General features: G+C 64.3%; 21 protein-coding genes. 12 read left to right on the forward strand and 9 right to left on the reverse strand.

Annotated elements, in window-relative coordinates; genetic code table 11:
* The first annotated feature begins 51 nt into the window (after positions 1-51).
* From Q9Q94_RS05955 to Q9Q94_RS05970, 4 genes are all read left to right on the forward strand, one after another.
* On the forward strand, positions 52-1,998 hold the full coding sequence (locus tag Q9Q94_RS05955; RefSeq protein WP_305979104.1) for a hypothetical protein: 1,947 nt from the start codon (positions 52-54) through the stop codon (positions 1,996-1,998).
* A gap of 216 nt (positions 1,999-2,214) precedes the next feature.
* Positions 2,215-2,433, forward strand: coding sequence for a hypothetical protein (locus Q9Q94_RS05960; RefSeq protein ID WP_305979105.1), 219 nt, complete (start codon positions 2,215-2,217; stop codon positions 2,431-2,433).
* Positions 2,434-2,449: 16 nt separating this feature from the next.
* Positions 2,450-3,247: a S9 family peptidase gene (locus tag Q9Q94_RS05965; protein ID WP_305979106.1), complete on the forward strand. Its 798-nt coding sequence runs from the start codon at positions 2,450-2,452 to the stop codon at positions 3,245-3,247.
* Between the two features lie 275 nt (positions 3,248-3,522).
* Positions 3,523-5,076: an amino acid permease gene (locus Q9Q94_RS05970; RefSeq protein ID WP_305979107.1), complete on the forward strand. Its 1,554-nt coding sequence runs from the start codon at positions 3,523-3,525 to the stop codon at positions 5,074-5,076.
* A 100-nt stretch (positions 5,077-5,176) separates the two neighbouring features.
* Here Q9Q94_RS05970 and Q9Q94_RS05975 read toward each other — a convergent pair whose 3' ends face one another.
* Both Q9Q94_RS05975 and hemE read right to left on the reverse strand, forming a co-directional pair.
* Complete coding sequence (locus Q9Q94_RS05975) at positions 5,177-7,351, reverse strand: primosomal protein N' (protein WP_305979108.1); 2,175 nt, start codon at positions 7,349-7,351, stop codon at positions 5,177-5,179.
* Between the two features lie 432 nt (positions 7,352-7,783).
* Entirely contained in the window at positions 7,784-8,857 is a 1,074-nt protein-coding gene (gene hemE / locus Q9Q94_RS05980) for a uroporphyrinogen decarboxylase (RefSeq protein WP_305979109.1), read from the reverse strand.
* Positions 8,858-9,170: 313 nt separating this feature from the next.
* Here hemE and ubiB point away from each other — a divergent pair, with 313 nt between their 5' ends.
* From ubiB to Q9Q94_RS06020, 8 genes are all read left to right on the forward strand, one after another.
* Positions 9,171-10,694, forward strand: a complete 1,524-nt coding sequence (ubiB, locus tag Q9Q94_RS05985) for a ubiquinone biosynthesis regulatory protein kinase UbiB (protein WP_305979491.1) — start codon at positions 9,171-9,173, stop codon at positions 10,692-10,694.
* Between the two features lie 81 nt (positions 10,695-10,775).
* Positions 10,776-11,570 carry an ABC transporter substrate-binding protein gene (locus Q9Q94_RS05990; protein ID WP_305979110.1) on the forward strand — a complete coding sequence of 265 codons (795 nt, stop codon included), beginning with the start codon at positions 10,776-10,778 and terminating at the stop codon, positions 11,568-11,570.
* Positions 11,571-11,638: 68 nt separating this feature from the next.
* Positions 11,639-12,607: a tripartite tricarboxylate transporter substrate binding protein gene (locus Q9Q94_RS05995; RefSeq protein ID WP_305979111.1), complete on the forward strand. Its 969-nt coding sequence runs from the start codon at positions 11,639-11,641 to the stop codon at positions 12,605-12,607.
* Positions 12,608-13,090 (forward strand): hypothetical protein, encoded by a 483-nt coding sequence (locus tag Q9Q94_RS06000; protein WP_305979112.1) that lies wholly within the window; start codon positions 12,608-12,610, stop codon positions 13,088-13,090.
* Positions 13,071-13,520: a tripartite tricarboxylate transporter TctB family protein gene (locus Q9Q94_RS06005; protein WP_305979113.1), complete on the forward strand. Its 450-nt coding sequence runs from the start codon at positions 13,071-13,073 to the stop codon at positions 13,518-13,520. The genes Q9Q94_RS06000 and Q9Q94_RS06005 overlap by 20 nt, the downstream gene beginning before the upstream one ends.
* Before the next feature lie 6 nt (positions 13,521-13,526).
* The gene (locus tag Q9Q94_RS06010) at positions 13,527-15,032 is read left to right on the forward strand and encodes a tripartite tricarboxylate transporter permease (protein WP_305979114.1); all 1,506 of its coding nucleotides are present in this window, start codon (positions 13,527-13,529) and stop codon (positions 15,030-15,032) included.
* Between the two features lie 164 nt (positions 15,033-15,196).
* Complete coding sequence (locus Q9Q94_RS06015) at positions 15,197-16,738, forward strand: sodium:solute symporter family protein (RefSeq protein WP_305979115.1); 1,542 nt, start codon at positions 15,197-15,199, stop codon at positions 16,736-16,738.
* Positions 16,739-16,754: 16 nt separating this feature from the next.
* A complete protein-coding gene (locus Q9Q94_RS06020) occupies positions 16,755-17,810 on the forward strand; it encodes a VanZ family protein (RefSeq protein ID WP_305979116.1) in 1,056 nt (351 codons plus the stop codon).
* Here Q9Q94_RS06020 and Q9Q94_RS06025 read toward each other — a convergent pair.
* The 7 genes from Q9Q94_RS06025 to Q9Q94_RS06055 form a co-directional block, all read right to left on the reverse strand.
* Entirely contained in the window at positions 17,804-19,159 is a 1,356-nt protein-coding gene (locus Q9Q94_RS06025; RefSeq protein ID WP_305979117.1) for a sensor histidine kinase KdpD, read from the reverse strand. The two genes, Q9Q94_RS06020 and Q9Q94_RS06025, sit on opposite strands and share 7 nt — an antisense overlap.
* Before the next feature lie 190 nt (positions 19,160-19,349).
* Positions 19,350-19,973, reverse strand: coding sequence for a nucleoside triphosphate pyrophosphatase (locus Q9Q94_RS06030; protein ID WP_305979118.1), 624 nt, complete (start codon positions 19,971-19,973; stop codon positions 19,350-19,352).
* Between the two features lie 8 nt (positions 19,974-19,981).
* Positions 19,982-20,452 (reverse strand): 23S rRNA (pseudouridine(1915)-N(3))-methyltransferase RlmH, encoded by a 471-nt coding sequence (rlmH, locus tag Q9Q94_RS06035; protein ID WP_305979119.1) that lies wholly within the window; start codon positions 20,450-20,452, stop codon positions 19,982-19,984.
* A complete protein-coding gene (rsfS, locus tag Q9Q94_RS06040; RefSeq protein WP_305979120.1) occupies positions 20,449-20,823 on the reverse strand; it encodes a ribosome silencing factor in 375 nt (124 codons plus the stop codon). The genes rlmH and rsfS overlap by 4 nt, the downstream gene beginning before the upstream one ends.
* A gap of 12 nt (positions 20,824-20,835) precedes the next feature.
* The gene (nadD, locus tag Q9Q94_RS06045; protein ID WP_305979121.1) at positions 20,836-21,492 is read right to left on the reverse strand and encodes a nicotinate-nucleotide adenylyltransferase; all 657 of its coding nucleotides are present in this window, start codon (positions 21,490-21,492) and stop codon (positions 20,836-20,838) included.
* Positions 21,489-22,259, reverse strand: a complete 771-nt coding sequence (locus Q9Q94_RS06050) for a BPSS1780 family membrane protein (RefSeq protein WP_305979122.1) — start codon at positions 22,257-22,259, stop codon at positions 21,489-21,491. The genes nadD and Q9Q94_RS06050 overlap by 4 nt, the downstream gene beginning before the upstream one ends.
* Entirely contained in the window at positions 22,259-23,065 is an 807-nt protein-coding gene (locus Q9Q94_RS06055; protein ID WP_305979123.1) for a BPSS1780 family membrane protein, read from the reverse strand. The genes Q9Q94_RS06050 and Q9Q94_RS06055 overlap by 1 nt, the downstream gene beginning before the upstream one ends.
* Positions 23,066-23,123 lie beyond the last annotated feature (58 nt).

Raw genomic sequence — 23,123 nt, forward strand, 5'->3', positions numbered from 1 at the left:
CCGCAGACTGACACTTCCCCTCGATTCGGAGCAGCTGCGATACTCCGCAACATGCTCCGCCTCCTGTTTCTCACCCTTCCCGCTGCCGTCTGCGCGCTGTTCATGCCCGTCGGCTATCTGCTGCTGGCCGGGGCAGCGTTGCTGGTCGGGCATCGCGCCAGTTACCGGCTGGACTGGCCGCGCTACCGGCGCATGCTCGGCGGCTTGTATGGCGGTCTGGCGCTGGGTCTGGGCCTGCAGTTCCTGGTGGGCTATGCGGTGGCGGGTGAGTGGCTGGCGATGGTGTTTGCGCCGCTGTTCACCTGGCCCTGTGCCTGGGTGCTTTTCGTCCTGGTGAGCGAGCCTTCCTCCGCCAGTGCGGGCCGTCCGGCGCGTGAATTACCTTCCTTCCTGATCAGCGAGTTACCCATGCCCGAGCTGCGCGCAAATGGCACGATCAATCTGCATCGCCCGGAGAGTACGGAAGCGCCAGATGCATTCCACAGCTTCATGTGGGGTGAGCTCGGCATGGGCGGGCCGAGCTATGGCGAGATCATTTTCGGGAATGGCTGTGCGTTCAGATCGATGTTGGACTCGGTGCAGCTGCTGGACGGGGGGCGCTATGCGCGCCTGAGCCCGGCCAGCCGCGAGGAGGAAGATTTGCTCGTCGACCTGCAGGAGAAGTGCTGCTACCGGGTGAGCGGACCACTGCCGGATGACGGGAGCCTGCCCCGGCGACTGGCCGGATGGCAGGCGCTGCCGATGGTGCAGGATGATGGCTGGTGGGTGCCGGACGAGCCGGAGCGCGAGCCTTTTCCGGATTTTGCGGAGACGCGCATCGTCAGCTCAGGCGGGCATCATGTGGTGAGCCTGCTGCCGGATACGGCGGGCATGCTGCGCAATCCGTTCCTGCGCTACGACCATGCACGCTATCAGGTGAGTATTGACGGCGAGGTGTTCGGTGAGCCGGCGCGCGTGCTGCCCCGCGTGCAGTGGATCGACGCGCCGCATGCGCCCGAGGAGCAGGCTGACTGGAAACGCTGGGAGGGCTGTTACCTGATCCTGCGTGACGAGCTGCTGGATTTCTGCAGCCTGCGCGGCCATTTCAGCCTGGATGCGGCTACCCGCGTGGCGCTGGGGCATTGCGATCCCTCCACCTGGCAGCATTTCGAGGAAATGACGAGCGATGCGCCCGGCCAGCTTGTCGCCACCGCCTGTGCCATGCCGCGCAGCACCGGCCGACGCGAGGCAGAGACCTATGACGCAAGCTATTTCTTCCCCAGCGATGATGACGAGGTGAGCTGGTGGGATGCCGAGGGGCGCGAGCACGAAGAACTGCGCGCACGCGCAACACGCCATTACCGCTATCGCATCGACCTGTCGAAACTCAGCTACGTCGGCGTGCTGCGCCTGAGTGCGGAGGCTGAGCTGATCAACCGCGCCCGGCCGGAGAACACCGCACGCTTCTTTCATGACGTCAGCAATGGCCTGGATGCCGAGGCCTGGCACGGCTATCGTCTGCAGACTTCCTGCGGCGTCGATCCGGGTCTGGTGGCGCACGAGGCGATCTGGTCGGACTGCGGGCGCTATCTCGCGGTGGTGGGCTTTGCGCATGCCCCCGAGGTGCCGCATGAAATCCGCATCATCGATTTCGACACCAGCACGCTGCGCCGCCTGTCCGGCTACTACGCATTGCCGAGCTTCATCTGGTTCGACGCGCACAAGCTGGATTTCAGCCACATCGTCGGCATCAAGGAAGACTGCCGTTTGCCGGGCTTGCCGATGCGCTGGGAACAGCATGATTTCCGTCTGGATGACGGCACGGCGGATGCCGCGCCCTACGAGCTGCTGATTGGTGGCGTCGCAGCCCGCCGCGAGCGCCTCAAGGCCTTGCAGGCCCGGCGCATCAAACCGGGTGAAGACGATTCGTCCAGCGTGCATCTGATCAACCGGCATTGCATGCTCTTCGCGCCGGATTTCGCTGCGCCAGTGTTGCAGCCGCCGGCGAAGCGCGACTGATCGGCCGGAAATCCGCATCCAGCAAGGATCTTCGGTTATTCACTTCGCGAGCCCCCGGATGGCAAGGCTCTTCGGGCAGGCCTGTCGGAGAAGAACGCCGGATGCGGCTGGGCGAGGTTCTTGTCACCCGAACGCAAAAAATATCCGCTCGCCATCACCCCGTTGAGGTCCGCGTGCCGTTGAACGCAGGGATACTTTCCGGGCAAGGACGGATGCATGCGTAACATGTTGCTGTGGCTGGTTCCCGGCGTGGCCCTGTTGCTGGCGCTGCTCGTCCTTGCTCTGGCGGCCAGCGCGCTGAACCTGAGTTTCGACGAGCTGGATGCGGCCGGTCCTGGCCTGGTGGTCTGCGCGTTTGCCGCGTGCTTCATGCTGCTGGCGCTGCTGCTGGGTGCCGTGCTGCGCCGGCGTTGCGTCGGCAAAACTTCCCGATGATCCAAAGGACTCAAACATGTCACTGCTCAAACCGATATTCGCAAGCCTGCTCCTGCTGACCTCCCTGCCGGGCTTCGCTGAAGTCTGCGATGCCGAAGATTTCACGCAGAAGGTTTCCGGTGCTTCGCAGTGTCTGCTGATGCGGCGCTTCGGTTCGCCGACGCCGGACACGCTGGTGGTGTGGCTGCACGGTGATGTGTCCTCCGGTGGGCCGGCGAATTATCACTTTCCGTATGCCGAGAAACTGGCGCAGGAGCCCTTCGCCAGCAAGATCCTGTCGGTGGCACTGGTGCGCCCGGGCTATCCGGATGGCAGCGGCGCTGCGTCTGGCGTGGCCGAGACAAGCAGCGGGCGCTCGGATCACTACACGCAGGAGAATCTGACCGAGGTCGGCACGGCCATCGAGCGTCTGCGCGCAAAGTACAAGCCGGCCCGGCTGATGGTGGTCAGCCACTCCGGCGGGGCGGCGACGACGGCTACGCTGATCGGGATGATGCCAGGACTGATCGATACGGCCGTGCTGGTGTCCTGCCCCTGTGACACGGTGGCTTGGCGCGCCGGGCGGCGGGCCTGGAGCAAGAGCGAGAATCCGCTGAACTGGACCGGCAAGGTGCCGGCGAGCACACGGGTGATTGCGCTGACCGGTGACAAGGATGACAACACCGCGCCTGCCCTGGCGCAGGCCTACGTGGCGGCGCTGCAGGTACGCCAGATCGATGCGAGATTCGAGCTTCTGCCCGGCGAAAACCACAACACGGCCTTCCGCCCGGCCAGCGTGTTTCCCGTGCTGCAGAAGCTGCTGAGCGAGAAGTGATTTATCCGTGCCTTGAAGAGCCGCTTCTGGCGGGCTTCTTCAGGCATGGATCGTGAAGCGCATTGCGCGACAAGGCTTTTCGGAAGGCATGCCCGGAGAGTCAGACCAGAAGCCGATCTGCAGACCGCTCTCCGATAATTTCGACCGTGCGCAACAAACTCTTACTGCAGCGCAACTGCATACGGGGTCGTGTGGTGCTAGGATGCCGCGCTTCCCGTGCCCTGCTGGCTTGTGGTGTCGGCGGTCGGGAAAAATCTGTGCACCAGGAACATACGATGAATGCTCCCGCGTCCGCCCCGGCACGGGGCGATGGGCTGCGCCGCAGCCTGAAAACCCGCCACCTGACGATGATTGCGATCGGTGGCTCGATCGGTACCGGCCTGTTTGTGGCTTCCGGCGCCACCGTGGCGCAGGCAGGCCCCGGTGGTGCCTTGCTGGGTTACGCCCTGATCGGCCTGATGGTGTATTTCCTCATGACCAGCCTGGGCGAGATGGCCGCCTACATGCCCGTGGCCGGTTCCTTCGCCACCTATGGTGCGCGCTTCGTGGAGCCGGGCTTCGGCTTCGCGCTGGGCTGGAACTACTGGTACAACTGGGCCGTGACGATCGCGGTGGAGCTCTCCGCCGCGGCCATCGTGATGAAGTACTGGTTCCCCGAGATCCCCGGCGTGGTGTGGAGCGGCGTGTTCCTCAGCGTGATGTTTGCGCTCAACGCGATTTCGGTGAAGGGCTTCGGCGAGGGCGAATACTGGTTCTCGCTGATCAAGGTGGTGACCGTGCTGCTCTTCATCGTCGCCGGTGTGGCGATGATCTTCGGCCTCATGAAGGGCGGCCAGACCCTGCCGCTGGAGAACTTCACCATCGGTGATGCGCCCTTCGCAGGCGGCCTGCCGGCGCTGATCGGGGTGGCGATGATCGCCGGTTTCTCCTTCCAGGGCACCGAGCTGATCGGTATCGCCGCGGGTGAATCCGCCGATCCGGGGCGCAGCATTCCGCGTGCGGTGCGGCAGGTGTTCTGGCGCATCCTGCTGTTCTACGTGCTGGCGATTGCGATCATCGGCCTGCTGATTCCCTACACCGATCCGAACCTGCTCAAGACCGACGTGACCGAGATTGGCGTGAGCCCCTTCACCCTGGTGTTCCAGCGTGCCGGCATCGCCTTCGCGGCGAGCGTGATGAACACGGTGATCCTCACCGCCATCCTCTCCGCCGGCAACTCGGGCATGTACGCTTCCACCCGCATGCTCTACGCGCTGGCCTGCGAGGGCAAGGCGCCGGCCCTGTTCGCGCGCCTGTCACGCAATGGCGTGCCGCTCAACGCGCTGTATGCCACCACGGCCGTCGGCGCGCTGTGCTTCCTGACCTCGATCTTCGGCGACCAGACAGTCTATCTGTGGCTGCTCAACACCTCGGGCATGACCGGCTTCATCGCCTGGCTGGGCATCGCTGTATGTCACTACCGTTTCCGCCGTGCCTGGCGCGTGCAGGGGCGTGATCTGGCCGAGCTGCCCTATCGCTCGCCCTTCTTCCCCTTCGGCCCGCTGTTCGCCTTCGGTCTGTGTTTGCTGATCACGCTGGGGCAGAACTGGCAGGCTTTCAGCGCCGAGCATGTGGACTGGGTCGGGCTCACCGCCACCTACATCGGCATTCCGCTGTTCCTCGCGATCTGGTTCGGCTACCGCTGGCGTCATGGCAGCCGCCTGATTCCGCTCGCCACGATTGACCTGACCAGTGATGGCCAGCCGCGAGTCGCCGCAACGGAATCTGCAGACGAGCCGGACGATGACGACGATCTGATCGGTGGCGCCGTGCCGGTGGCGGCTAACTGAGTCACGCCTGCCGGCACAGGCCCGTCAGGCGGGCCTGTGCCGGCCGCTTGCCTGAAGATCCTTGCTGGACGCGGGTCTTCGGGCATGTCTTGCGCCGGATCTACAACTCCCCCGGATCCACATCCATGTGCCAGCGCAGTTCGCGTGGCATTTTCAGGGCGTAGAGCAGCGGCATCAGCTCGCTGAGCATGCTTTGCAAGCCGGGTCGGGTGTCGGATTCGATCACGAGCTGGGCGCGCTCCAGCCGCGCCTTGCGCACCAGCCGCATCGGCACCACGTCGTAGAGGCGCACGGCACTTTGCAGGGTGTTCGCGGCGTCACGCGCTGTCGTCAGGAAGGCGACGGCTGTGTCCAGCTCGGGCGCTTCGGCCCGGAGTACGGCGTGAAAGCCGTAGGGTGGAAAGCCGGCCAGACGCCGGTCGGCCAGCTCGCGTTTGGCGAAGCCGGGGTAGTCGCGCCGCGCCAGATGTTCATACAACGGATGCTCCGGGAACTCGGTCTGCACCAGCACTTCGCCGGGCAGTTCGCCACGTCCGCTGCGCCCCGCCACCTGCATCAGCTGCTGGAACAGACGCTCGGGCGCGCGGTAGTCGGCGGCATACAGGCCCGCATCCGCGCCGACGATGCCGACCAGCGTGAGCATCGGGAAGTCGTGGCCCTTGGCGAGCATCTGGGTGCCGACCAGCACGTCGATTTCGCGTGCTTCGATGCGGCTGCGTACTTCTTCCCATTGCGCCGGAGTGCGCACCGAGTCGCGGTCCACGCGTTCGATGCGCGCTGCGGGGAAGTGCTCGCGCAGGCGTTCTTCGAGGCGTTGGGTGCCGCGGCCGAAGGCGTGCAGATCCTGATTGCCGCAGCCGGGGCAGACGCGTGGCACGGGCGCTTCCGAGCCGCAGTGATGACAGCGCAGGCTGCGGTCGGCCGCGTGGAAAACCATGTTGGCCGAGCAGTGCGGGCAGGCGCTGACCCAGTTGCACTGCGGACAGGCGATTACCGGGGCGTAGCCGCGCCGGTTAAGGAAGACGAGGCTCTGCTCCCGGCGTTCCAGGCGCTCGCCAATGGCTTTGAGCAGGCCCGGCGAGAGGCCGTTGTCGAGCTTGGCGCGGCGGGTGTCGATGCGCCGCAGGCTGGGCGGTTTGTCGGCCACGGCAGGCACCGGCAGGTCCAGTCGCGTGTAACGTTTGGCCTCGGCATGCAGCCAGGTTTCCAGCGAGGGCGTGGCCGAGCCAAGCACGATCGGCAGTTTCTCGAAGTTCGCCCGCCATACGGCCAGATCGCGTGCCGAGTAACGCAGGCCGTCCTGCTGCTTGAAGGAGCTGTCGTGCTCCTCGTCGATGACGATCAGGCCCGGCCGTGGCAGCGGCACGAAGACTGACAGGCGTGTGCCGAGCACGATGTCGGCCTCGCCTTTGAGTGCCTGGATGAAGCCCAGCGAACGAGCGCCGTCGGCCATGCCGCTGTGCAGACTGACCAGATTGGCGCCGGGGAAGCGGCTCGCCACGCGCTCCATCAACTGCGGCGTCAGGCCGATCTCCGGCACCAGCATCAGGGCCTGCTTGCCGGCCGCCAGGGTGTGGGCGATCTGGTGCAGGTACACCTCGGTCTTGCCCGAGCCGGTCACACCGAAGAGCAGGAAGGGGGCAAAGGTGCCGGCGGCGGCGTTCACCTTTTCCACCGCGCGGGCCTGTGCTTCGTTCAGGGTGAGTGCGCCGATGGGCTCGCGCTCACCGGCACGGGCGACAACTTCCAGCCAGCCCTTGGCGCGGGCTTCGCGAATGGCAGCCGAAGCATCTCCCTCAAGGTCAGTCAGCAACTGGCTGCGGCGGCGCGCGCCCGCCGATTGAACGGTTTCGACCGCCGCGAGCGCCCGGGTGATCTTTCTGGCCTCGCCCAGTGCGGTGCGGCCGGCGGCCGTGGTGGCCAGCCAGGGATCGTCATCGCGCGGCAGCTTCACGGCGCGGCGGATGCCCGGCGGCAGGGCGGCAGAGATCACTTCGCCGAGCGGGTGCTGGTAATAGCGCGCGGCGAACTGGGTCAGGGCCAGCCATTGATCGGGCAGGGGTGGTACGTCGGCGAGGACTTCGAGCACCGGCTTGAGTTTGTCCACAGGCAGGGCGTCGGCGGGGTCTACCTGAATGATGACCCCGGTTTTTTCTCCGGCCCCAAAGGGCAGGCGGACACAGTGACCGACAACCGGTCGGGTTTCAGGGCCGGCAAGGTAATCGAACAGGCGAGGCCTGGGCAGCGGGAGGGCGACGCGGACAATCCGGCTCAAAAAAGGTTCTCTTTATGTTTGTTGAAGTTCTTTTTATTCAGGTGCTTGGCGTGCAAAGCTGAAGTGTTTCAGGCAGTTTGATCTGCAACATGTTGCTGTAGCGCTACGTTCCTCTTTATCCACAGCTCCTGTGGATAAAAGTGTGAGTAGTGCGGCCGTGCAGCTTGCCGGTACGGGGCTTGCGCAAGTCTGCAAATTCGTGCTATTGGCGAATCTCTCTTTAAAAACCCTTTAAAAACATTGGCTTGCGAGCGGTCAAAAAAGCCGTACGGATGTTGCGCTGCACACAGGCGCTGTGATGGTGTTCTTGTGCATAAGTCAAGCCCTTGCCATGCCGCGCGGGCTGGGGCTGTGGGCCCGAGGTGCCCCGCCGAGGGGCTTGCAGCCTCACTCTGCATGTCATGCCCCTGCAACACACCCGTCACAGGCCGGTCACACGCCTGCGTGGCCTCGCAAGGCCCGGCTGTGGCTGTGCACGGTGTCGACCAGTACCCGCACATTGTCGTGCGGGGCGTGCTGTGAAATACCGTGGCCGAGGTTGAAAACGTGGCCAGGCCTTGTTCCCATGGCATCGAGGATGCGTTTTGCTTCGGCCGCGACGCCTTCGGGTGAACCCATCAGTGCGCCCGGATCGAGGTTGCCTTGCAGAGATACCTTGCTGCCCACAAGGGCATGCGCCTGAGCAATATCAACAGTCCAGTCCAGACCCAGTGCATCGCAGCCGGTGTCGGCCATGTCGGTGAGCCATTGCCCACCGCCCTTGGTGAACAGGACGACCGGCACGCGTTCGCCGGCGTGTTCGCGCTTGAGCCCGGCGACAATGCGGCGCATGTATTCGAGCGAGAACTCGCGGTAGGCTGCGCCGCTGAGGATGCCACCCCAGGTGTCGAACACCATCACGGCCTGCGCACCGTGCTCGATCTGCTGGTTGAGGTATTCGGTGACGGTGCGGGCGTTCACCTCGAGGATGTGGTGCAGCAATTCCGGGCGCGAGTACATCAGGGCCTTGATATGGCGGAAGTCATCCGAACCACCGCCCTCGATCATGTAACAGGCCAGCGTGAAGGGGCTGCCGGAGAAACCGATCAGGGGCACGCGATTGTTCAGCGCCTTGCGGATTTCGCTGACCGCGTTGAACACGTAGCCGAGCTTGGCCATGTCCGGCACTTCCAGCGCACGGATCGCGGCCTCCGAGCGCAAGGGCGAGGCAAAGCGCGGGCCTTCTCCCTCGGCGAAGGACAGGCCCAGGCCCATTGCATCCGGCACGGTGAGGATGTCGGAGAACAGGATCGCCGCATCCAGCGGAAAGCGCGCCAGTGGCTGCAGGGTCACTTCGGTGGCGAAGGCCGCGTTGCGGCACAGATCCATGAAACTGCCCGCCGTCGCGCGCGTGGCGCGGTACTCCGGCAGATAGCGGCCGGCCTGGCGCATCAGCCAGATCGGCGTGTATTCAGTAGGCTGGCGCATGAGCGCACGCAGGAAAGTGTCGTTCGTGGGGCGGGTCATGTTTTTGGCGTTCTCGGGTGGAGTGAGAATTGTACGGTGAAGAAAGGGCTGAGTACCGGGTTCCAGGTGCTGAGTGAGCTTTGCGTCGGCTGCGTCGATGCTGGATTTTGCAGGGGCGGGGATTGATCACTCCCGCATGCATGCTTGAAAAGCCGCGCCTGTATTGCCTTTCCGGCATGCATGCCTGAAGACCGGGGCCCTGCGCGGCTCTGCGAGCATGTCGGTCTGTATGACCCATTCAGCACTCAATCCGCCGCCGCAGGCGGGCGGTGGTGCGCTACCATCCTCCCTTTCCCGTTTCAGCTCCGATACCGTGCGCCTGTTCCGTCTCGCCAAGATCATTTCCGTCGGTTTGCGCTTTGGTCTGGACCAGATGGTCCTTGACCATGCCTCCAACACGCGCGCCGGTGAATGGGCCCAGCGCCTGCTGCCGACGCGGAGTTTTGCCGAGCCGCGCGCGGTGCGCCTGCGCCTGGCACTGGAGTCGCTGGGGCCGATCTTCGTGAAGTTCGGCCAGCTGCTGTCCACACGGCGCGATCTGCTGCCGCTGGACATCGCCGACGAGCTGGCCAAGCTGCAGGATCAGGTGCCGCCCTTTCCTTCGGCGCAGGTTTTCGAGGTGCTGGAGGCTGAGTACGGCAAGCCGGCGAGCGAGATCTTCCGCAACATAGCGGCCGAGCCGGTGGCCTCGGCCTCGGTGGCGCAGGTGCATTTTGCCGAGCTGCCGGATGGCACCGAAGTTGCCGTGAAGGTATTGAGACCCGGCATCGAGCCGGTGATTGCCCACGACCTTGCGCTGATGGACAGCGCGGCCTTGCTCATCGAGAAACTGTGGCGCGACGGCAAGCGCCTCAAGCCGCGCGAGCTGGTCGCCGAGTACGCGCGTCACCTCGACGACGAGCTGGACATGATGCGCGAGGCCGCCAACTGCTCGCAGCTGCGACGCAATTTTGCCGATTCGCCGCTGCTGATCGTGCCTGCCGTGCATTGGGATTTCTGTACGCGCAAGGTCATGGTGATGCAGCGCATGCACGGCACGCCGATCTCGCAAATCGATGCTCTGCGCGCGCAGGGTGTAGACCTGAAACAGCTTTCGCACGCCGGGGTGGAAATCTTCTTCACCCAGGTCTTTCGTGACGGCTATTTCCACGCCGACATGCATCCCGGCAACATTCTGGTCACCCCGCAGGGGCAGTATGTGGCGCTGGATTTCGGCATCATGGCCAGCCTGACGGATCGTGACAAATCCTATCTGGCGCAGAATTTCCTGGCTTTCTTCCAGCGCGATTACGAGCGTGTGGCGCAGGCGCACATCGACGCAGGCTGGGTGCCGGCACATGTGCGTGTGGATGAGTTTGAAACCGCGATTCGCGCCGTATGCGAGCCAATCTTTGACCGCCCGCTGAAAGACATCTCCTTCGGCAAGACCCTGTTGCGTCTGTTCCAGACCGCACGCCGTTTCGAGATGGAAGTGCAGCCGCAGCTCGCCATGCTGCAGAAGACGCTCCTCAACATCGAAGGGCTGGGTCGCCAGCTCGATCCGGAACTGGACCTGTGGCAGACCGCCAAACCTTTCCTCGAAAAGTGGATGAGCGAGCAGATCGGCTGGCGCGCTTTCGTGCGGCATCTGAAGAGCGAGGCCCCCAACTGGGCGGCGACCCTGCCGCAGTTGCCCCGCCTGCTGCACCGCGCGCTCAACACCGACGCGCAGGAACGTGAGGCGGCACGTCACACTGAACTGCTGGCCAATCTGCGCCGGCAGAATCGCCTGCTGACGATCCTGTGCCTGGCTGCCTGTGTGCTGGCTGTCAGTGCCCTGTTGCATGTAATGAATTGAGTCCACCGGGGCAGGCCACGGATAGGGCCTGATGATTGATTGCTAGATTCAGGCGGTAACTCCTCCGTGATCGGCGCTGTCATGATCAGAAAAACCATCCTGTTTTTGCAGGCTTTTTTTGCGCTCGTCGTGGCAGGCCTGGTGCAGGCGCAAGCCGACCCGCCAGTGATCATTACCTATTCGACCAACCCGACTTATCCACCCTATCACTGGGCCGTGGGCGATGCGGCCTTCGATGGCGCCAGCATTGAACTGCTGGAAATGGTCCGGCCAGCCAATGTCCGTTTCCAGCCTCTGGTTTATCCCTGGAAGCGGGTACTTGGTATGGCTGCCCTGGGGCAGATCGACATGCTGGTGAGCCTGCGCATCACGCCGGAGCGCCAACAGTTCCTGAGGTTCACCGAACATCGCTCCTTTCCCAATCCGATTGCGGTGTTCGTCCGCAGCGACAAGGCTTTCGTGTTTACCTCATGGGATACCCTGCAGGGCCGGACAGGGGGCTACAGCGCGGGCGATACCTTTGGCGCCGGTTTCGATGATTACTGGCGGCAGAGCCTGAAGATGGATGAGGCTCCGACCATGGAGAACAATTTTGCCAAACTGGCTTTGGGGCGCATTGATTACTTCGTCACCAGTTACTACCTCGGCCAGGCCTATCTTCAAAGTCATTCCGACAAAGCCGGGATCATTGCGCTGACGCCAATGATTTCGACGCAGGATATTCATTTTGCCTTCAGCAAGAAATTTCCCCATCAGAGCGTGATCAACGAAATCGACAAGCGTCTGGCCGAGTTGAACCGGCGCGGTGTTCCTGAGGCCTTGTTGAAAAAGCATCTGGAGCGGTTTTCGCGAAATCCGGTGATCTACGCGCCCTAGTACCATGCGTGCAGCAGGGGCGCTTGCGCTGCTATGATCCGGGCATCCACTTCCCGGGAGCCTTGATCATGTTCAGCCGCCTGTGTCGTCTGCTTGTCTGTGTTGCCAGCAGTGTTCTGCCCCTTGCCGCACTGGCTCAGGCCTGGCCAAGCCAGACTGTGAAGATCGTGGTGCCCACCCCGGCAGGCAGCTCGGTGGACATCGCGGCGCGCGTGATCGGCGAGAGACTCACCCCCATGCTTGGCCAGCCGGTGATTGTCGAGAACCGGCCGGGGGCGGGTGGCACCATCGGCAGTGATGTCGTGGCTAAGGCGCGCGATGGCCACACCCTGTTGATGGGCTACAACGGCCCGCTCACCGTAGCGCCCGCCCTGTACCCGAAGCTGCCGTATGACCCCGCGAAGGATTTCGTGCCGGTGATCCTGGTCGTGACCCAGCCCAATGTGCTGGCTGTGCGCAGCGAGCTGAAGGTGAACAACATCAAGGAGCTGGTGGCACTGGCCAAGAGCAAGCCAGGCAAGCTGGATTATGCTTCGGTCGGCAATGGCTCCCTGTCGCATCTGTCGATGGAGATGCTCAAGATGACCACCGGCAGCTTCATCGTGCACATCCCCTTCAATGGTGGCCCGCCTGCTGCGCAGGCGCTCAACAGTGGCGAAGTGCATATGGCCTTTGCGGCCTTGTCGAATGTGCAACCCCTGCTGAAGGCGGGCAAGGTGAAACTGATTGCCGTGTCCAACGGGCGTCGCTCGGTGGCCGCGCCGGATGTGCCGACAGTGGCCGAACAGGGCTTTCCCGGCTTTGATGCGACGACCTGGAATGGTCTGCTGATGCCTGCGGGAACGCCGAAAGACGTGGTTAACAAGATCAACAAGGCGGTCGCCCAGATCCTTGCCCAGCCCGAGGTGCAGGCACGCTTGCTGGCAGCCGGGGCGGAGAGTGCCGGCAGCACGCCGGAGCAGTTTGGCGCGCTGATGAAATCCGAGCTGGCGGCCTGGCCGGCGGTGGTGAAGCGTTCCGGCGCCAAGCTGGATTAAGTGTCGATGCTTGAGTGGCTGGGCGAACTGCGCGGGGCTGACATCGCCTGGCTGGTGCCGGTGCTGTTCGTCGCGCCCTTGCTGGTCGGGTTATGGTTTCGCAAGCCACGCAGCTTCCGCGCCAAACCCCAGATCAATGCCTGGCTGACGGAGCAAGGGCTGAGCACTGCAGGTTTCTACAACTACTACCATGGACAGCCTTTCACGCAGGGCGAGGATGCGGCGGTGGCCATCGGTGTGGCGCAGCGTGCCGATGGTTCGCGCTGCGGTTTCGTGGTGGAAGTCAGTCCGCACGTGCCACCCCTCAGCCATATTCTGCAAGCCGAAACCGGCAAGGCGCGCGACAAGCTGTTTCGCCTGTCGGTGTCCTGCGCGCAGGATCTGCTGACGGTAGCGAGCGACTGGGATCAGGCCCGCAGCGCGATCGCGCGTGAGGCCGGGCTGGTGGCTAAATGGAGGACACGTGGCTCGGATCTCGTCTGACCGGTTTGCTGGTCTGCTGTTTATTCTCTTTGGTGGCGGCTTCGTCTTCGGCGCGGGTGCGTATGACATGGGCACCGCTGCGCAGATGGGGCCGGGCTATTTCCCACGCCTGCTTGGCGGTCTGCTGGTGCTGTTGGGCATTGCGATTTTCGCCTCCGTGAAGACGAGCGCGGGACGGCCTTCTGCCGGCAGCCTGCCGTGGCGGGCAATCCTGGCGGTGCTGTGCGGGGTGGCCGCTTTTGGCCTGTTGCTCAAACCGCTGGGCCTGTTTCTGGCCGCGCTGCTGCTGGTGGGTCTGAGCAGTCTGGCGCAGCAGCGGCCGCGCTGGGGCGAGGTGTTGCTGAGCGCACTGGTGCTGGCTGGCGCCGCCAGCGTGGTCTTCGTGTGGGGGCTGAAACTGCCCTTGCCGCTGTGGCCGGCCTTCGGGTGAATCAGCATGGATCTGCTGGCCAATCTCGCGCTTGGTTTTGACACCGCCCTGTCCTTGCAGAACTTGCTGTACTGCTTCATGGGCGTGCTGCTTGGTACGGCAGTCGGTGTGTTGCCGGGCCTTGGCCCGCTGTCCACCATCGCGATGCTGTTGCCGATGACCTATGCGCTGCCGCCGGTGGCCGCGCTGATCATGCTCGCCGGGATCTATTACGGTGCGCAGTACGGCGGCTCGATCACGGCCATTCTGGTCAATCTGCCGGGCGAGTCGTCGTCGGTGGTGACCTGCCTGGATGGTTACCAGATGGCGCGCAAAGGGCGCGCCGGCGCGGCGCTGGCGATTGCGGCGCTGGGCTCGTTTTTCGCCGGCACGGTAGCCACCTTGATCGTGGCGGCGTTTGCCACGCCCCTGACAGAACTCGCCAGCAGTTTTGCCTCGGTCGAGTATGTGGCGTTGATGGTGCTGGGGCTGGTCGGAGCGGTCGTGCTTGCGCATGGCTCGCTGCTCAAGGCGCTGGCGATGATCGTGCTGGGTCTGTTGCTTGGCACGGTGGGAGCCGATGTGAATTCGGGCACGGCACGCTTTGCCTTCGATGTGCCGGAGCTGATGGATGGCTTCAATTTCGTGGTGGTGGCGATGGGCCTGTTCGCCTTCGCCGAGATCATCCGCAACCTCGAATCGGTGGAAGCCGGCCAGACCGTGCTGCAGAAAGTCGGTAGCCTGTGGCCGACGCGGGCCGAGTTGCGCGCGGCCTGGCCCGCGGCCTTGCGTGGCACCTTCCTGGGGTCGTTGCTGGGGGTGTTGCCGGGCGGTGGAGCGGTGATGTCTTCGTTTGCTTCGTACTCGCTGGAAAAGAAACTGGCGCCTCACCCTGAGGAATTCGGCAAGGGCGCTGTCGCCGGTGTAGCCGGGCCGGAATCGGCCAATAACGCCGGTGCACAGACTTCCTTCATTCCGCTGTTGACGCTGGGTATTCCCCCCAATCCGGTGATGGCGCTGATGATCGGCGCGATGACCATCCACAGCATTCAGCCCGGCCCGCAGGTGATGACCAGCAACCCGGATCTGTTCTGGGGGCTGGTTGCCTCGATGTGGATTGGCAACGGCATGTTGCTGGTGCTCAACCTGCCGCTGATCGGCGTGTGGATTCGCATGCTGTCCTTGCCTTACCGCCTGCTTTATCCGGCGATCCTGCTGTGCTGTGCGATCGGCGTTTACGGCATGCAGAACAATCCGGTCGATGTGCTGCTGATCCTGCCTTTCGCTGTGCTCGGCTACCTGTTTCACCGGCTGGGCTGCGAGCCCGCGCCGCTGCTGCTGGGCTTCATCCTCGGCCCGCTGCTGGAGGAGAATCTGCGCCGGGCGTTGCGTCTATCGCGTGGTGACCCGACGGTGTTCCTGACCCGGCCGGTTTCACTCGTGCTCCTGCTGCTCGCAGCCGGACTGCTGCTGGCCGTGTTGCTGCCGAAAGTGCAGCGCGGGCGTGAACAGGTGTTCGTGGAAGAGGATTAGCCTGTCTGGAGAGCCGCATGTGGCGGTCTTCTTCGGGCATGCATCTTGCAGAGCAAGGCGGGACGCGGGTCTGCAGGAAGGTGCATCAGGCTGCGCCTGCGCCGGTATAATCGGCACGAAATTTCTTGTGGGCCACAGAGCCTGTTTTCCGGGGTTTTCCGTCAATGCTGATCGCATTTGTAGTGCTTTATCTGCTGGTGTCCATCGCCATCGGTCTGTACGCCGCCACGCGCGTCAAGAACTCGACCGACTATGTCACCACGGGTCGTCACCTGCCCTTCTACATCACGGTTGCCACGGTATTTGCGACCTGGTTCGGCGCCGAGACGGTGCTGGGCATTTCGGCCACCTTCGTGCGCGAAGGCATGTCCGGCATCGTGGCAGATCCCTTCGGGTCTTCGGCAGCGCTGATCTTCTTCGGCCTGTTCTTCGCCCTGCCCTTGTACCGCATGAACCTGATGACCCTGGGCGATTTCTATCGCCGCCGTTATGGCCGTGCGGTGGAAATCATCACTTCGATCGTCATCACGATTTCCTATCTTGGCTGGGTGGCCGCGCAGATTTCGGCGCTGGGTCTGGTGTTCGCGGTGCTCTCGCGAGGTGCGATCACGCCGGAATGGGGCATGGTCATTGGCACCGGCGTGGTGCTGCTGTACACGCTCTACGGTGGCATGTGGTCGGTGGCACTGACGGACTTCATGCAGATGAGTGTGATCGTCATCGGCCTGCTCTACATCGCGTATGCCGTAGGCGACATGGCGGGAGGTGTGGGCACCGTGGTTGATCACATGGCTCTTAACGGCAAGCTGCAGTTCCTGCCCAGCGGCGGGTTTCTGCAGTGGGTTGCCTTCATCGCCGCGTTTTCGACCATGGCGCTCGGCTCGATGCCGCAACAGGACGTGTTCCAGCGCGTGAATTCGGCACGCAACGAGACCGGTGCGGTGTGGGGCACGGTCACCGGTGGCGTGGGCTACTTCTTCTTCGCCTTCGTGCCTCTGTTCATTGCCTACTCGGCCTCCATCGTGGCGCCGGATCTGGTGGCCACGCATCTGGCCGAGGGCGGGGATTCGCAGATGATCCTGCCACGCCTGGTCCTTGATCACATGCCGATTCCGGCACAGGTGATGTTCTTCGGCGCATTGCTGTCGGCCATCATGAGCACCGCTTCGGGCACCTTGCTGGCGCCTTCGGTGACCTTCTCCGAAAACGTGCTGCGCGGCTTCATGCCCGGCATGAATGACGCGCACTTCCTGCGCATGACCCGGATCATCGTGGTGATCTTCACCGCGCTGGTGCTGGTGTTTGCGCTCAATAGCGAAGCGACGATCTACCAGATGGTCGAGCAGGCCTACTCGGTGACCCTGGCGATGGCTTTTGCGCCGCTGGCGTTCGGTCTGTACTGGAAGCGGGCCACCAATCAGGGGGCGATCTTTGCCATCGTGTTTGGCGGGCTGGTGTGGCTGGCCCTGTTGCTGCCGATGATCGGCTGGGTGCCGGCACCAGAGGGCTGGGTCGAGCTGGCCAAGACCGTGCCACCGCAGTTCTTCGGTCTGCTCGCGAGCATCGTCGCCATGCTGGCGGGCTCGCTGCTGCCGCAGTGGATTCGCACGACGCCGGAGCTGCTGCACGACCACGCCCGCAGCCACCACGACGAGGGGCATGCCCACGCCAGCGCGGCCACGCAACATACGCCGCGCAAGCCGTGAGGCGGCGGGCAGCCCGATGACACACTCCAGCCGGCTGCCCCGTTACCTGTGTGCCGCCTGGGCGCTGCTGACCCTGTACGCGTGCCTGCATCCCTTTTCGGGCTGGACGGATTCGGGGGTCAGCCCCTGGGCGTTCCTGACCGCGCCCTGGCCGAAATACAACCAGCCTTCGGACATCGTCCTGAATGTCGCGGGCTTCCTGCCCCTGGGCTTCTTTTTTGCTGCCGCGCTGCACGACCGTCGCCGTGCCGGTCGCGTGGTGCTGGCCGCGCTGCTGCTGAGCGGTCTGCTCAGCTTTGCGGTCGAATTCCTGCAGAACTATCTGCCTACTCGCGTGGCGTCCAATCTTGATCTGGCAGCGAACATCCTGGGCGGGGGGTTTGGCGCACTGCTCGGATTGCGCTGGGGCGGTGTGTTTGACGAAGGCGGTCGCGTGCAGCGCTGGCGCGCGCGGCGCGTTCTGCCCGGTCACATCGGTGAAACCGGCATGCTGCTGATCGCGCTGTGGTGGCTCACCCAGCTGGAGCCGACGACTACCCTGTTCGGGGCCGGTGACCTGCGAGTGCTGTTTGACCTGCCCGCGCCGCTGGCCTTTTCGGCACGGCGTTACCTGCTGCTGGAGATGGCGATTGCGGCCAGCAGCACGCTGGCCCTGGGCTTGCTCCTGTTGCGTGGCATGCGCGAGTTCAGTGCCGGATTCCTGTTCTTCGTGCTGAGCGTCGGGCTGGCCCTGCATTCGCTGGCCGACTACATTTTCCTGCTCCCGGCTGATCCCCTGCTGTGGGCCAGCAGCGGCGCCCTGCGCGGTCTGGTGCTGGGGCTGGTGCTGCTGGCGGTGGCGAAGCGCCTGCCGCGCTGGAGCCAGCACAGTCTGGCCAGCCTGACCCTGCTGATGGCAACCGTGCTGGTCAACCTCGCGCCCGACAATCCTTTTGTGGACGCTTCGGTGCGCACCCTGCAGCAGGGCCATTTTCTGAATTTCTACGGTCTGACCCAGCTTGCCGCTGCCGTGTGGCCCTTCCTCGCACTGGCCTGGCTATCGGCCCAGGCGGCGGTGACCCGGCGTTACTGAGCGGCGGGGATTTCCACGACCAGTTCAGCGCCGCCGCCGGTTTGATTGCGGGCGAAAATGCGTCCGCCGTGGGCCAGCACGATGCGCCGGCAGATCGCCAGCCCGAGTCCGGTGCCGCCTGCGCCGGTGTTGCTCTTGCTGCTCTGGACGAATTCATTAAACACGGCATCCAGTTCGGCGTCCGGGATGCCAGACCCCTCGTCGCACAAACGCAGGCGCAGCAGCTGGCTCCCCTCTTCCGTCGGCAGGCTATCCAGAGTGATGCTGATGCATCCGCCTACGGGTGAAAACTTGAGGGCATTTGACAGCAGGTTGCGGATGACCTGGCTGAAGCGCAGGCTGTCCAGCGCCGCAAGCGGCAGGTCTGGCGCCTCGCTGAGCTGGACCCGCAGGTGCTTTGCGCTGAGCAGGCTGTCGATTTCGAGCAGAGCGGCATCAATCAGGGGGCGGATCGCCTGTCGGCTGCAGTTCATTTCCATATGACCGGCTTCGAATCTGGACAGGTCGAGCAGATCGTTGATGAGCGACAGCAAGCGGGTGCCGCTGGCGGCGATGCGTTCGAAATAATCCCGCAGCTTGGAGTCACCGGTCTTGCTGCTGCCCAGCTGCGAGAAGCCGAGAATGGCGTGCATCGGGGTGCGCAGTTCGTGTGACATGTTGGCAAGGAACAGGCTCTTGGCCTGATTGGCATCTTCTGCATGCCGCCGGGCGAGCTCTGCGGCATCGAGGGCCGCGGACAGACGCAGGCGCAGCTCGATGGCCTGACGCAGGCTGGACGCCGCAATCCGCCCGCCGGCCAGCAGGGTGAAGGTGAAGACCAGCAGGATGAAGCCGGTCCAGCGCTCCAGCGAACTCTGCTGCATGGCTTGCACGAAGACCGACGGTACGAGCAGGCAGATGAAAAATGCGTTGTAGGCAGCAGGCAGGCTGGCCAGCGACATGACGCCACCGGCGGCGACGCCCAGCACACACAGGGGCGCTAGCGCCTGCAGCGAAGGCGAGATGAAGGCGTACAGCAGCGAGCCCAGAGATCCCCAGATCAGACCGGACAAACCGGCCAGCAGGGCGATGCGCCTCACCCACAGCCTGCCGCGCGCCAGCCGGCGCGCGTCACGCTGCCAGCGCAGATCAAGCAGCAGGCGCAGGATGGCCACCAGATTCACCACGCCACCCCATCCGTACAACAGGCCTGCCGGAGCGATATCGTCGTGGAAGGCCAGCATGACCAGCAGGCTGGCCATGAACGAAGCCGCCAGCGCCCGGCGTGTGCTGTCCAGATGCTGACGGATCTGTATTTCCTGTACCCGCGCGGCGAGTGTCTGATCGAGTTCCGGGATAAGCCCTGTCACATCATTCTCCAGTCAGCCTGTCCACGGCGGGCGGCAGGGCGGACTTGATCCGTTCAGATGGGTATGTTCCGGCCTTGCCCGGAGAGGCGCTTGCGACAAGCCTGTGCAGATGGGCAAGGTGCACAGCAAGGATGGATGGGCCTGAGCGGGAGGCCGTGCTGGAGAAGGCCGCCAGAAGCGGCTCTCCAGCCTATACGGTGATGCCGAATTGCCCGAGCAATTCCGCCGTCTCAAACAGTGGCAAGCCCATGATGCCGGTGTAGGAGCCGCTGATCTCGGCGATGAAGACTGCCGCGTGGCCCTGGATGCCATAGGCGCCGGCCTTGTCGAAGGGCTCGCCGGTGGCGATGTAGCGCCGGATATCTTCGTCATCGAGTTCGCGGAAACGCACCGTGCTGATGTTCAGGCGGTATTCGAGGCGGTTCTCGTCGGCCACCGCCACGGTGGTGAGGACGCGGTGGGTGCGGCCGCTGAGTTTGCGCAGGATGGCGTCGGCGTGATGTTCGCTGTCCGGCTTGCCGATGATTTCGCCATCCAGTTCCAGCGTGGTGTCGGCGGACAGGATCGGTTGCGGGCGCATCCGCCGCCAGCCGATGCGGCGCAGCGCGCCCTCGGCCTTGGCGCAGGCGACGCGGACGACATAGGTTTCGGCGTCTTCGCCGGGCAGCACGTCTTCAGCGATGTCTTCGTCGTCACGCGGCGGTGCGCGGAACATCAGGGTGTCGAAATCCACCCCGATCTGGTGCAGCAGTTCGCGCCGGCGCGGGCTGCGCGAGGCCAGATAGATGCGGGGCGGCACATTCGAGTAAGGCATTTGCGGGCCTATTCGCGGTGGTAGGGGTGGTTGCTGTGCAGGCTCCAGGCGCGATACAGCGCTTCGGCCAGCAGCGGGCGCACCATGGCGTGCGGCAGGGTCAGGCTGGAGAGACGGATCTTCTCATGCGCCTCGGCCTTGAATGCCGGGTCCAGCCCGTCCGGGCCGCCGATCACGAAAGCCACATCGTCGCCCAGCCCCATCCATTTCTGCAGGCGTTCGGCGAGCTGTTTCGTGGAAATGTCGTCGCCGCGCTCATCCAGCACTACCAGGCGGCGGCGCGCCGGAATCGCCGCGCGCAGGCGCTCGGCCTCGGCCGCCATCATCGCGGCCGGGGTCTTGCCGGTGGTGCGTGGCTCGGCCTTCACCTCGACAAGTTCCAGCGGGCAATCGCGCGGCAGACGCTTGGCGAATTCGGCATAGCCGCTCTCCACCCAGCCCGGCATTTTCGTGCCGACCGCCGCGATGATCAGTTTCATTGATTGTGTGCAGCCTCGTTGGCGGCAATCAGCTTGCCGCGCTTGGACGGCGTGGTGGACCACAGTTCCTCGAGGTTGTAATAGGCGCGGATGGCCGGCTGCATCACGTGCACCACGACGTCGCCCAGATCCACCAGCACCCATTCACCGGTGTCCTCGCCTTCGGTGCTGAGCACTTCGCCGCCGGCTTCCTTGACCTTCACCACCACGTTGTTGGCGAGCGCCCGGGTCTGCCGGTTGGAGCTGCCGCTGGCGATGATCACGCGATCAAACAGCGAGGTGAGCTTGGTGACGTTGATGACTTCGATGTCGGTGGCTTTGACGTCTTCGAGGGCATCGACGACGATTTTCTGGAGCTTGGTGGTGTTCATGCGGTGCGAGGGTCAGCGAGAGTAGAGGTGATGGGTCTGAATATAGTCGAGAACGGCGGGAGGCAGCAAAAAGCGCGCGTCCTCGCCGTGGGCCAGTGCATGGCGGATCAGGGTCGCGGAGATTTCCAGCGAGGGGATCGTGAACGGCACGATGGCGCCGGCTGCTGCCGCACGCAGGGCCTGCGCATCCTGAGTCAGACGTTGCGGGCACTCGTCGGCCAGATCGCCGCCGTACAGCGCATCGGCCAGAATGTAGCCAGGACGCGTGGCCACCGCGATGTGGGCGAGGCCGAACAGCTCGCGCCAGCGGTGCCAGCCCGGCAGGCCGAGGAAGGCGTCGGCGCCGAGAATCAGCACCAGTGGCTGGGCCGGACCGAGCTCGGCACGCAGGCGTTCCAGCGTGGCCACCGTGTAACTGGTCTGCTGGCTGCGTACTTCAGCCGGGTCGACTTCAAAGCCGGGTAGCTCGCTGGCGGCCAGTTCGGTCATCGCCAGACGGTGCTCGGCCGGCGTGCCGGGGCGTGCGCGGTGCGGCGGCTGGCCGGCCGGGATCAGGCGGATCGAGGCCAGACCCAGGCGCTGGCGCGCCTCGATACCCAGGCGCAGATGGCCGTGATGGATCGGGTCGAAAGTGCCGCCGAGAATGCCCAGCGCGGCAGGTGTGCTCATGCGATCGGCCACTCGCCGAAGATATCGCGCGCGCAGCTGTAGAGCGTGGCGCACAGCACCGGGAACATCATCATCATCCAGACACCGGACAGCATCCCGGCAAACGAAGCGGAGAGCTGGCTGATGACGCCGAGCAGCAGTGCGGGCAGCAGATTGCCGAGCACGAAGAAGCTCAGCAGCATCACCAGCATGGGGCGCAGGTTCCGCCAGCAGGCCACGCAACTGAAGAACAGGGCCTTGATCAGCGGCGTGTTTTTCAGCGCAATCAGGGGCGCGGCAAAAAAGGTCGTCATCTGGATGGGAACGAAGAGCAGGCTTGCCCACCATACGAGCTTGCGGAGCTTGTCCTGCATTTCAACCGGCAGCTCCGTGCCTTTGGCTGCGATGCTGGCAAAGCTGCCGAAGTCGAAACCGGTCAGCGCTGTGGCCAGCATGAAACACACCAGAATTGCCGCAAAGCTCAGCCCGGTGAGGGCAAACAAACCGGGCAGGCGAGCCTTGGTGAAGCAGGCAAACAGCAGCTTCGGATGCGCCCTGCGCTGCTGGGCGCAGCTGCTGCATACGAGGAACATGCCGACCTGCAGCGGCAGGACCAGTGCAATCGCCAGTAGCGGCCCGATGCCGGGGATCAGCAAGGCGGACAGCAGCAGGCACATCATCATCGTCATGGCCGAGCCCGTCAGGGGCAAGGGGGTGCTGCGCCACAGGGCAAAACCGGCTTGCAGCCAGACCCAGCCATGCAGAGCTGGAAAAGCATTGGCCTGCATCAGGAGGCCTCGCTGTCAGGAGCGGCGAACAGGTCCTGATACGCCGCATGCAGCGTGCCGACCAGCAGCGGGATGTAGATCAGCACGCCCAGTCCCGCGGGAACCAGCGCCAGCACGAACAGCACGTAGAGACTGAGCCCCAGCAGCAGCACTGCGCCGATATTGCGCAGACTGGCGGCCAGCGACAGGCGCATCGCCTCCAGCGGTGGAGCCTTGGCCTCCATGACCAGCGCCGGGGCAAACAGCATGGCCAGCAGGAGCAGACCCCACAGCAGCAGGAAAATGCCCAGGGCAATGCCCAGGTCGACCAGCATGCTGAGCAGTGAATTAGTGAGGTCGCCCAGTGCGCCGCCAACCGAATTGCCCAGCAGGCTGACCAGCAGGCCGCCACCCACCAGAATCAGGAGCAGGTGGATGAGGATCAATGGCAGGGCGTAGAACACGCCGATCAGGGCCAGATTGCCGGGATGCCGGCGGAAGCCCTCGAAGAGTTGCAGGAAATGCGCCTGCCCATCTTCCGCCTGGGTCGATGCGGCGTGCAGCATGCCGCCGAGCAGCAGGGTCAGCAGGATCGGGGGGAGCATCGGGCCGATCAGGGGAATTGGGGCCAGCACGACCGTCGGAATGGCCAGCAGCGCAAAGGCGCACAAGGCCATCAGCACCCAGTCGGCGGGGTGGGCGGCAAACATGCGCCAGCCCGAGGCCAGCCAGGCAAAGCAGCGGGTGGCCGGTACGCGTTGCGGCACGGGCAGGTGGTGCCGGCTGTGGCGAGCAGGCGTGACAGGGGCGGGGATGGGCGAATTCATGGCCGGATAACAACTGAAGGGAGCCTGCGAAGGCTAGCACAGATTGCCTGCCCCTCCC

It is taken from the genome of Uliginosibacterium sp. 31-16 (genome assembly GCF_030730865.1).
Classification (GTDB): domain Bacteria; phylum Pseudomonadota; class Gammaproteobacteria; order Burkholderiales; family Rhodocyclaceae; genus Uliginosibacterium.

Bases quoted from the DNA above. Each gene is read 5' to 3' on its own strand.
- Q9Q94_RS05955 (WP_305979104.1), top strand. From the start codon at position 52: ATGCTCCGCCTCCTGTTTCTCACCCTTCCCGCTGCCGTCTGCGCGCTG.
- Q9Q94_RS05960 (WP_305979105.1), top strand. From the start codon at position 2,215: ATGCGTAACATGTTGCTGTGGCTGGTTCCCGGCGTGGCCCTGTTGCTG.
- Q9Q94_RS05965 (WP_305979106.1), top strand. From the start codon at position 2,450: ATGTCACTGCTCAAACCGATATTCGCAAGCCTGCTCCTGCTGACCTCC.
- Q9Q94_RS05970 (WP_305979107.1), top strand. From the start codon at position 3,523: ATGAATGCTCCCGCGTCCGCCCCGGCACGGGGCGATGGGCTGCGCCGC.
- hemE (WP_305979109.1), bottom strand. From the start codon at position 8,857: ATGACCCGCCCCACGAACGACACTTTCCTGCGTGCGCTCATGCGCCAG.
- Q9Q94_RS05990 (WP_305979110.1), top strand. From the start codon at position 10,776: ATGATCAGAAAAACCATCCTGTTTTTGCAGGCTTTTTTTGCGCTCGTC.
- Q9Q94_RS05995 (WP_305979111.1), top strand. From the start codon at position 11,639: ATGTTCAGCCGCCTGTGTCGTCTGCTTGTCTGTGTTGCCAGCAGTGTT.
- Q9Q94_RS06010 (WP_305979114.1), top strand. From the start codon at position 13,527: ATGGATCTGCTGGCCAATCTCGCGCTTGGTTTTGACACCGCCCTGTCC.
- Q9Q94_RS06015 (WP_305979115.1), top strand. From the start codon at position 15,197: ATGCTGATCGCATTTGTAGTGCTTTATCTGCTGGTGTCCATCGCCATC.
- Q9Q94_RS06020 (WP_305979116.1), top strand. From the start codon at position 16,755: ATGACACACTCCAGCCGGCTGCCCCGTTACCTGTGTGCCGCCTGGGCG.
- Q9Q94_RS06030 (WP_305979118.1), bottom strand. From the start codon at position 19,973: ATGCCTTACTCGAATGTGCCGCCCCGCATCTATCTGGCCTCGCGCAGC.
- rlmH (WP_305979119.1), bottom strand. From the start codon at position 20,452: ATGAAACTGATCATCGCGGCGGTCGGCACGAAAATGCCGGGCTGGGTG.
- rsfS (WP_305979120.1), bottom strand. From the start codon at position 20,823: ATGAACACCACCAAGCTCCAGAAAATCGTCGTCGATGCCCTCGAAGAC.
- nadD (WP_305979121.1), bottom strand. From the start codon at position 21,492: ATGAGCACACCTGCCGCGCTGGGCATTCTCGGCGGCACTTTCGACCCG.
- Q9Q94_RS06050 (WP_305979122.1), bottom strand. From the start codon at position 22,259: ATGCAGGCCAATGCTTTTCCAGCTCTGCATGGCTGGGTCTGGCTGCAA.
- Q9Q94_RS06055 (WP_305979123.1), bottom strand. From the start codon at position 23,065: ATGAATTCGCCCATCCCCGCCCCTGTCACGCCTGCTCGCCACAGCCGG.